Genomic DNA, 8712 nt, shown 5'->3' with positions numbered 1-8712 from the left:
GGCCGAACGCGGCGTTCGCCGCGGGCCCCGCAGCGGGCCGGGGCCCCGCGCAGCCCGCGTCCGCCGACGCCGCGCGGTCCGCGTGGTGGAACCCCGCGGCCCCGAGCGACCCGTGGCGCGACCCGGGCAGCCGCGCCGTGATCGAGACCCGCCCGGCTCCGGTGGGGACGCCCGCCGAGCCGCTGCCTGAGCGGCCCGCGGCGGCCGCGCGGACCGGGCTCGGACTCGTCGTCGCGGTCTCGGCCGTCACCGCGCTCATCGCGGGGACGCTCGGCGCGGCCATCGGCATCTGGGCCACCCGCGGCGACGGCGGCGGCGGGATCACCGGCGCCGACCCCGAGACGCAGCGCGACCTGTCCTCGGTCGCCGGCGTCGTCGAGCAGATCATGCCGTCGGTCGTCACGGTCCTCACCGCCGACGGCGGCAACGGCTCGGGCTTCATCGTCTCCGACGACGGGTATCTGCTGACCAACCACCACGTCGTCGTCGGCGGCGGCTCCGAGCCGGCCGAGAGCCTCCAGGTCCTGTTCAGCGACGGCTCGGTGACCACCGCGGCCGTCATCGGCTCCGACCCCGACTCGGACGTGGCGGTCCTGCGGATCGACGGCGGCGACCACCCGCCGATGGTCCTGGCCGACTCGGACAAGGTCGCCGTGGGCGACCCCGTGCTCGCCGTGGGCGCGCCGCTGGGGCTGTCGTCCACGGTCACCGAGGGCATCGTCTCGGCGATCGACCGGCCGGTGCTCACCGAGAACAACAACGGCGAGGTCGAGTCCGTCATGGCCGCGATCCAGACCGACGCGGCGATCAACCCCGGCAACTCGGGCGGGCCGCTCACCGACATCGCGGGCCAGGTCATCGGCATCAACACGGCGATCGCCTCGACCGCCGCCGAGGGCGAGGCCGGGAACATCGGCATCGGCTTCGCGATCCCGATCAACCAGGCGAAGCGCATCGCCGACGAGATCGTCGCGACCGGCAGCGCCTCCCACACCGTGCTCGGAGCCGAGCTCGGGGCCTCCGAACTGGGCGTCGGCGTGACCTTGAGCAAGATCGTGGCCGGATCGCCCGCGGATGCGGCCGGGATGGAGGACGGCGACGTCGTGACCAGCTTCGACGGCGTCACGGTCACCGAGAACACCCAGCTGATCGCGCTCATCCGCAAGCTCGCGCCGGGCACGACGGTCACGCTCGTGTACGAGCGCGATGGCGAGGAGCACAGCGCGCAGGTCACTCTAGAAGCGGCCGGGGACTGACGTGGGGGTACGCTAGGCGGAGGTTTTTCAGGTATCAGCAGTCACAGTCGGTCATCGGAGGGTCAGCGTGTTCGGAGGCTTGGGCGGAACCGAGTTCCTCGTGATCATCCTCATCGCGATCTTCCTTTGGGGCCCCGATAAGCTGCCGAAGGCCCTCGCGAACCTCCGCCGCTTCATCTCCAAGGCCCGGAACATGGCGTCGAACGCCGCGGCCGACCTGAGCCGGGAGATCGGCACCGACATCAAGCCCGAGGACCTGAACCCGAAGACGTTCGTGCGCAAGCACATCCTGACCGAAGAGGACCAGGAGATGCTCACGAACCCCCTCAAGTCCACGATGCGCGACCTCCAGGACGGCACCAAGCCGCTCAAGGACGGCCTCACCGACGCGACCCGCGACGTCGAGACGACCCGCCGCAGCGTCAACCGCGGCGCGATCACGCGCGGCACGAACGGCTCCTCCAACGGGACCGACGCCGCGGACGACGCCGGCGAGGCGCCCGCCGAGCGCACGCGCGGCCGCGCGGCCAGCTTCGACGACGTCACCTGATCGGGGTCCCGGTGTCGCACCCGGCTGGGACACTGGCCGGATGATCGGAACCTGGCACGGCCTCATCATCGACTGCCCCGACCCCTCGTCACTCGCCTCGTTCTACGAGGAGCTGCTCGGCATGGTCCGGGTCCAGGACGACGGCGACTGGGTCGTCATCGGCGACGCGCCCGACCGGCCCGGCGTGGCCTTCCAGCAGGTCGAGGGCTTCAGGGCCCCCACCTGGCCGACGCAGGAGGCCCCGCAGCAGATGCACTTCGACGTGCGGGTCGACGACCTCGACTCGGGCGAGGCGGCGGTCCTGGCGATCGGCGCGCGGCGCCTCGACGGCGGCGGCGAGCGCTACCGGGTCTTCGCGGACCCGATCGGGCACCCGTTCTGTCTGGTCGTGATGTGAGCACGGTCGTGATGTGAGCACGGCGGCCGCCGCGGACCGGCCGCGCACCGCGCAGACGAAAGGCGGCCCGGGCGATGCCCCGGCCGCCTTTCGCGCAGGTCCTAGTAGTACGTGGCGGTCCCGGCGGTGCCGAGCATGGCCATGCCGGCGGCGAGCGCGATGATCGCGAAGATGCCGATGGCGCAGACGATGATGCCGAGCACGAGGCCGGTGATCGCCTGGCCCTTGCCGCCGGCGACGCCCTGGTTGACCTTCTTCAGGGCGATGCCGCCGAGGATCGCGGCGATGATGCCGCAGACGAGGGCGATGAACCCGCCGGCGTAGGGGATGCACAGGAACGCGGCGGCGATGATGCCGAGCACCATCGAGGCGATGGCCTGGCCCTTGGGCAGCTGCGGGCCGTACGGGCCCGGGGCGCCGTACTGGGGCGGGTAGCCGGGCGCTGCGGGCGGCAGCTGCGGGGCGGCCCCGTAACCGGGCTGCTGGGGCTGGCCGTAGCCCGGCTGCTGCGGCTGCGGGCTGTAGCCGGGCTGCTGGGGCTGGGAACCGGGCTGGCTGCCGTACGGGTCGTACTGGAAGCCGCCCTGGCCGGACTGGTCCGGAGTCGGAGGATAGGTCATCGCTGCACTCTCTGCTCGGGCGGAAACGGCGCGGGGAGGTTCACGATAGCCGACCCGCGCAACGGAGGTGTGACGAGGCCGCTTCGCGAAACAGGGCGAAAGGGCAGGTTCAGGGGCGCAGGAGGCGGCCGCGGAGCACGATCAGCGCGGGTTCGCGGGCCGCCGATACGTCCGTTCGGGGGTCGCGGTCGTAGACGACGACGTCGCCCAGATCGGGGGCGAGGCCGAGCCATTCGCGGGCCTCCCAGGAGGCCGCGGCGACCACGTCGGCGGCCGGGATGCCGGCCTGCTCGTGGAGCAGTCGCATCTCCTCGGCCGCGAGGCCGTGGTCGATGCCGCCGCCCGCGTCGGTGCCGAGGCGGACCTTGACGCCGGCCTCCCAGGCGGCGCGCACGACGTCGGGGAAGCCCTGCTTGAGGCGGCGCATGTGGTCGGCGTAGCGCGGGAACTTCGCGTCCGCGCCGGCCGCGATGTCGTCGAAGGTCTCGATGTTGATCATGGTGGGCACCAGGGAGATCCCCTTGGCGGCCATGGTGTCGAGCAGGTCCGTCGAGAGGCCCGTGCCGTGCTCGACGGAGTCGGCGCCGGCGGCGACGACGCAGGCGACGGCCTCTTCGGAGAAGGTGTGGACCGCGACGCGCGCGCCCTCGGCCTGGGCGGCGCGGATCGCGGCGGTGAGGATCTCGGGCTCGAACGAGGGGGCGAGGTCGCCCTTGTCGCGGTCGATCCAGTCCCCCACGAGTTTCACCCAGCCGTCGCCGAGCTTCGCCTGGCGCGCGAGCGCGCCGACGGCCTCGTCGGGCTCGCATTCGAGGCCGATGCCGCGCAGGTAGCGCCGGGAGGCGGCGATGTGGTGCCCGGCCCGGATCAGGCGCGGGAGGCCGTCCTCGCCGACGAGCTCGGGGTACGGGTAGGGCGATCCGGCGTCGCGGATCGCGAGGACCCCGGCGTCGCGGTCGGCGCGGGCCAGCGCGCGGGCCTCGTCGAGGCTCTCGATCGGCGCGGCGCCGCGGCGGATGCCGATGTGGCAGTGGGCGTCCACGAGGCCGGGGAGCGCGTACCCGGAGGTCGCGACCGTGACGGCCCCGGGGACGGGGTCGAACGTGATGCGGTCGCCGTCGACGTAGAGGTCGACGACCGTGTCGTACGGCAGCCAGACGACGCGGAGGTGGAGCGGCGAGAGCGGTTCGAGTGCAGTCATCGCCCCGAAGTATCACCCGGACGGGTCGCGATGTCCAGCGCCGCGCCCGAAGCGGGTGGGAGATGCGGCCGGGGCGCAGGGGCGGGATGCGGGGCGCGCTCGGACCGGTCGTGTCGGCGGGGCCGCGCACGGCGGCGGACGCGGCGAGGACCCCGGTCGCGACCGACCGGGGTCCTCGCCGGGCTCGGACTCCTCGTCCTGGTCCGCGCGGACCGGGCTACTTGTCCTTGCCCTGGTCCTTGAAGAACTGCTCCAGGTCGATGTCGGGCAGGTCGGCCGGGTTGAACTGGCCGAGGTCCGGCATCTGGCCGGGGACGCCGCCCTGGGGCAGCTGGGGGGCGCGCTGCTGGGAGGCGGGGCCGCCGCGGCGGACCGTCTTCTTCTTGACGCCCTTCTTGCCCTTGCGCTTGGTGTAGGGCGACTTGGTGGCCTTCCCGGTGGGGACGCCCATCGCGCCGCTCATCTGGCGCATCATCTTCTGCGCCTCCTTGAACCGGGCGAGGAGCTGGTTCACCTCGGAGACGGTGACGCCGGAGCCGTTGGCGATGCGCAGGCGGCGGGAGCCGTTGATGAGCGCGGAGTCGCGGCGCTCGGCGGGGGTCATGGAGCGGATGATCGCGGTGGTGCGGTCGATCTGCTTGTCGTCGATCGAGTCGATCTGCTGCTTCATCTGGCCCATGCCGGGCATCATCTTGAGCAGGTTGCCGATGGGGCCCATCTTGCGGATGGCCTGCATCTGGTCGAGGAAGTCCTCGAGGGTGAAGTCCTCGCCCTTGAGGAGCTTCTCGGTGTACTCCTCTTTCTGCTTGTCCTCGAAGACGGCCTCGGCCTGCTCGATGAGGGTGAGGACGTCGCCCATGCCGAGGATGCGCGAGGACATCCGGTCGGGGTGGAAGACGTCGAAGTCCTCGAGCTTCTCGCCGGTGGACGCGAAGAGGATGGGGCGGCCGGTGACGTGGCGGACCGAGAGGGCCGCGCCGCCGCGGGCGTCGCCGTCGAGCTTGGAGAGGACGACGCCGGTGATGCCGACGCCGTCGCGGAACGCCTCGGCGGTGTTGACGGCGTCCTGGCCGATCATGGCGTCGATGACGAAGAGGACCTCGTCGGGGTTGACGGCGGCCCGGATGTCGCGGGCCTGCTGCATCATCTCCTCGTCGACGCCGAGGCGGCCGGCGGTGTCGACGATGACGACGTCGTGGCCGCGCTGCTTGGCCTCGGCGATGGAGTCGGTGGCGACCTTGACGGGGTCGCCGGTGCCGGAGCCGGGCTCGGGGGCGTAGACGGCGACGCCGGCGCGGTCGGCGAGGACCTGGAGCTGGCCGACGGCGTTGGGCCGCTGGAGGTCGGCGGCGACCAGGAGCGGGGAGTGGCCGTCGCCCTTGAGCCATTTGGCGAGCTTCCCGGCGAGCGTGGTCTTGCCGGCGCCCTGGAGGCCGGCGAGCATGATGACCGTGGGGGGCTGCTTGGCGTAGGCGATGCGGCGGGTCTCGCCGCCGAGGATGGCGATGAGCTCCTCGTTGACGACCTTGATGATCTGCTGGGCGGGGTTGAGGGCCTTGGAGACCTCGGCGCCCTTGCAGCGCTCCTTGATCTGGGCGATGAAGGTCTTGACCACCGGGAGGGCCACGTCGGCCTCGAGGAGGGCGAGGCGGATCTCGCGGGCGGTGGCGTCGATGTCGGCATCGGTCAGGCGGCCCTTGCCGCGGATCGACTCGAAGATTCCCGACAGTCGATCTGACAATGCGTCGAACACGGCTGGACCTCTCGGTGGGTTGGCTGGACTACTACGAGCTTAACGGGGCGTGCGGCGGGGCGCGAAAACAGGACGGCCGCCCCGTGGCGGGGCGGCCGTCCTCAGCGGTGACGTGAAGTCCTACGCGTTGACCTTCTCGGTCGCGGCGGCGTTGGTCTCCGGGACGCCGGTGCCGGTGTTGCCGTTGACGGGCAGGTCGTAGCCGGCCTCGCCGTGCTGGGCGGAGTCGATGCCGGCCAGCTCTTCCTCTTCGCTGATCCGGACCCCGATGGTGAACTTCAGGATCAGGCCGATGATGAGGGAGGCGATGAAGGAGTAGGCGACCACGGCGAGGACCGCGGCGACCTGCTTGCCGAGGAAGGCGACGTCGCCGCCGTAGAAGACGCCGTCGGTGCCGGCGACCTCGGCGACCGCGAACAGGCCGACGGAGATGGAGCCCCAGATGCCGGCGACCATGTGCAGGCCGACCACGTCGAGGGCGTCGTCGTAGCCGAGCTTGTGCTTGAGGCCGATGGCGAGCGGGCAGATGACGCCGGCGACGGCGCCGAGGGCGATGGCGCCGATCGGGCTGACGTACCCGGCGGCCGGGGTGATGGCGACGAGGCCCGCGATGACGCCGGAGCAGGCGCCGAGGACGGAGGGCTTGACGCCGCGGATGCGGTCGACCAGGAGCCAGGCGAGGATCGCGGCGGCGGTGGCGACCTGGGTGTTGAGCAGGGCCAGGCCGGCGGTGCCGTTGGAGGCGAAGGCGGAGCCGGCGTTGAAGCCGAACCAGCCGAACCACAGGAGGCCGGTGCCGATCACCACGAGGGGCAGGTTGTGCGGCGCGAAGTTGCCGTCCTTCCAGCCGATGCGGCGGCCGACGACGAGGGCCAGGGCGAGGCCCGCCGCGCCGGCGTTGGCGTGGACCGCGGTGCCGCCGGCGAAGTCGAGCACGCCCCAGTCCTCGATCCAGCCCGAGCCCCAGACCCAGTAGGCCACGGGGGCGTAGACCACGATGACCCACACGGTCGCGAAGATGACCCAGGCGGAGAACTTCATGCGGTCGGCCACGGCGCCGGCGATGAGGGCGACGGTGATGATCGCGAACATCATGCCGAAGGCGGCGACCGCGGCGTTCGAGACGCCGCCGGTGTAGCCCTCGAGGTCGGTGGTGTAGCCGAGGAGGAAGGAGCTGGAGACGTCGCCCCAAAGGGGGTGCTCGCCGGTCAGGTCGCCGACGGCGATGGACTCGCCGACGACGGTCCAGGCGATCGAGACGACGCCGATGGCGACCAGGCACTTCATCATCATGTTGATGACGGACTTGGCGCGGGTCAGACCGCCGTAGAACAGGGCCAGGCCGGGGGTCATGAGCAGAACAAGGGCGGCTGAGGTAAGAATCCAGGCGTTGGAGCCGCTGTCGAACTCGGGCATGGCCGCCTCCTCTCTCCAGAGATAGGTAGAACTGCGGGCTTCAGTAAGTGGTCCGGCGTCGAGGGGAGCGACGGTGCTCAGGAGAGTGGTCACGCGCCGGCCTTGCGACCGGCGCGTGAATCTCCTACCTACCGGAGTGAAGCCAGCTTCACCGTGACGTGTTACGCGACCCGGGCCTGCGTGTTAAGAAGCTGTCGCCAAAGATTTCGAGTGTGTGAACTCACGCTCACAGGGGTGGTTTTAGCCGTGGCCGGAGGCGCGGGTGGGGCCGATGCGGCTTTTGAGGGGATTGATGAGTTCGAATGAACCGTTACTTCGGCATGACCGCTCCGTTACGGAACTGTGCTCTAATGTCATTGGACCATCAGTTAGGTGAACGTTCACACCGGGCGGCGTATCGTCGTATTGAACCGGGGCGCCCGCGCGCCCCGGAATGGCGTGCGTGCGAACGAACATGGAAAGCGACGGCAGCGATGGCGCAACCGAAGAAGGCAGCCAGTATCTGGGACGTGGCGCGGCTGGCAGGCGTCTCGCACCAGACGGTCTCCCGGGTCGTCAACGGCTCTCCGCGCGTGGCCGCCGCCACCCGCGACAAGGTCCTGGAGGCCATCGCGGAGCTGGGGTACCGCCCCAACCGCCTGGCCCGCAGCCTCGCGGGCGGCGCCGCCGAATCGGTCACCGTCCTCACCGCCGACACCTCCCTGTACGGGCCCGAGGCCGCGCTGCGCGGCATCGAGAAGGCCGCGCGGGCGCTCGACTGGAGCGTCCAGATCTCCGTGCTCGACCCCGCCGACACCCACTCCGACGCCGACATCATCGCCCGCCTGCCGCGCGCGGGCGAGCCGACGATCATCATGGCCCACGACGAGCCCGGCATGCGCGCCAAGCAGGTCCTGCTCGACCAGCAGCCGCACGCGATGGTCGCGATCGGCCCGTACACGGCCGACGAGCTCGCGGCCTCGCCGTGGCTGGTGGGCATGGACGACGGCAAGGCCGCCGCCGAGGCCACCAGGTACCTCCTGGACCTGGGGCACGCGACCGTGCACCACCTGGCGATCCCGACCTCCACCGGGACGTTCGGCGGGGGCAAGGCGCACCGCGCCGAGGGCTGGGCGCGCGTGCTCCGCGAGGCCGGCCGGACCGTCCCCGAGCCGGTGCCCTCGGGCTGGACCATCGCCGAGGCGTTCAAGGCCGTGCAGCCGCTCGTGGCCGACCCGGAGGTCACCGCGATCCTCTGCGGCAACGACCACCTCGCGCTCGCCACGATGCGCGCCGCGCACCTGGCGGGCCGCTCGGTCCCCGGCGACCTGTCGGTCGTCGGCTTCGACAACACCCCGTTCTCGGCGTACACGACCCCCGCGCTGACCACCGTGAACCAGGACTTCGAGAGCGTCGGGCGCGGCGCGTTCGAGCTGCTGCGCCACCGCGTGGACGGCTCGATCCCGCGTCCCGTCCCGGGCTGGCCCGAGCCCGAGCTCATCGTCCGCGAGACCTCGGGGCCGCCCTCCTCCTGACCTGC

General features: G+C 71.6%; 8 protein-coding genes. 4 read left to right on the top strand and 4 right to left on the bottom strand.

Going from position 1 to position 8712, the window contains the following annotated elements:
- The 3 genes from ABD419_RS16885 to ABD419_RS16875 form a co-directional block, all read left to right on the top strand.
- Positions 1-1256: S1C family serine protease (locus ABD419_RS16885; protein ID WP_344488450.1), on the top strand; the 1256-nt coding region annotated here is incomplete at its 5' end.
- 79 nt (positions 1257-1335) lie between these two features.
- Positions 1336-1806, top strand: coding sequence for a twin-arginine translocase TatA/TatE family subunit (locus ABD419_RS16880; RefSeq protein ID WP_344488448.1), 471 nt, complete (start codon positions 1336-1338; stop codon positions 1804-1806).
- Between the two features lie 40 nt (positions 1807-1846).
- Complete coding sequence (locus ABD419_RS16875) at positions 1847-2203, top strand: VOC family protein (protein WP_344488446.1); 357 nt, start codon at positions 1847-1849, stop codon at positions 2201-2203.
- A gap of 101 nt (positions 2204-2304) precedes the next feature.
- Here ABD419_RS16875 and ABD419_RS16870 read toward each other — a convergent pair whose 3' ends face one another.
- From ABD419_RS16870 to ABD419_RS16855, 4 genes are all read right to left on the bottom strand, one after another.
- Entirely contained in the window at positions 2305-2823 is a 519-nt protein-coding gene (locus ABD419_RS16870) for a DUF4190 domain-containing protein (protein ID WP_344488444.1), read from the bottom strand.
- Between the two features lie 109 nt (positions 2824-2932).
- A complete protein-coding gene (locus tag ABD419_RS16865; protein ID WP_344488442.1) occupies positions 2933-4024 on the bottom strand; it encodes an amidohydrolase family protein in 1092 nt (363 codons plus the stop codon).
- A 217-nt stretch (positions 4025-4241) separates the two neighbouring features.
- Positions 4242-5777: a signal recognition particle protein gene (gene ffh, locus ABD419_RS16860; protein WP_344488439.1), complete on the bottom strand. Its 1536-nt coding sequence runs from the start codon at positions 5775-5777 to the stop codon at positions 4242-4244.
- A gap of 120 nt (positions 5778-5897) precedes the next feature.
- Complete coding sequence (locus ABD419_RS16855; protein WP_344488437.1) at positions 5898-7193, bottom strand: ammonium transporter; 1296 nt, start codon at positions 7191-7193, stop codon at positions 5898-5900.
- A 509-nt stretch (positions 7194-7702) separates the two neighbouring features.
- Between ABD419_RS16855 and ABD419_RS16850 the strand changes: the two genes are divergently transcribed.
- Positions 7703-8707 (top strand): LacI family DNA-binding transcriptional regulator, encoded by a 1005-nt coding sequence (locus ABD419_RS16850; protein ID WP_344488434.1) that lies wholly within the window; start codon positions 7703-7705, stop codon positions 8705-8707.
- The last annotated feature ends 5 nt before the right edge of the window (positions 8708-8712 follow it).

This window comes from Glycomyces endophyticus (assembly GCF_039531525.1).
GTDB classification, from domain to species: domain Bacteria; phylum Actinomycetota; class Actinomycetes; order Mycobacteriales; family Micromonosporaceae; genus Glycomyces; species Glycomyces endophyticus.
The sequence above is the reverse complement of the archived record's forward strand: the minus strand, read 5'-3'. Positions and strand labels throughout refer to the sequence as shown.